The organism is Paraburkholderia sp. SIMBA_027 (assembly GCF_046535315.1).
GTDB classification, from domain to species: Bacteria; Pseudomonadota; Gammaproteobacteria; order Burkholderiales; family Burkholderiaceae; genus Paraburkholderia; species Paraburkholderia tropica.
Window position 1 is genome coordinate 1 of sequence record NZ_JAWRWY010001557.1, and the last position, 238, is coordinate 238.

Annotated in this window: 1 protein-coding gene; it reads right to left on the minus strand. The window is 63.0% G+C overall.

Annotated features, from left to right (window positions below; genetic code table 11):
* On the minus strand, positions 1–238 hold a 238-nt coding region (locus SB764_RS44410), incomplete at both ends, for a dihydroxy-acid dehydratase (protein ID WP_410867365.1).

Below are 238 nucleotides of genomic sequence, written 5' to 3' on the forward strand. Positions count from 1 at the left end.
GGTCTTCGCGGACCATATCGACGATGCGCAGGCCGGTGCGATAGGAAATCTCCTGACGGTCGCGATACGGCGCCGGAATGGCGGCCGAACCCGGAAGCTGCATGCCGAGGGCTTCGGCCAGCGAATTCATCGTCGTCGCCGTGCCCATGGTGTTGCAATAGCCGGTCGAGGGGGCCGACGACGCAACAAGCTTCACAAAGCCCGCATAATCGATCTCGCCCTTTGCCAGTAGCTCGCG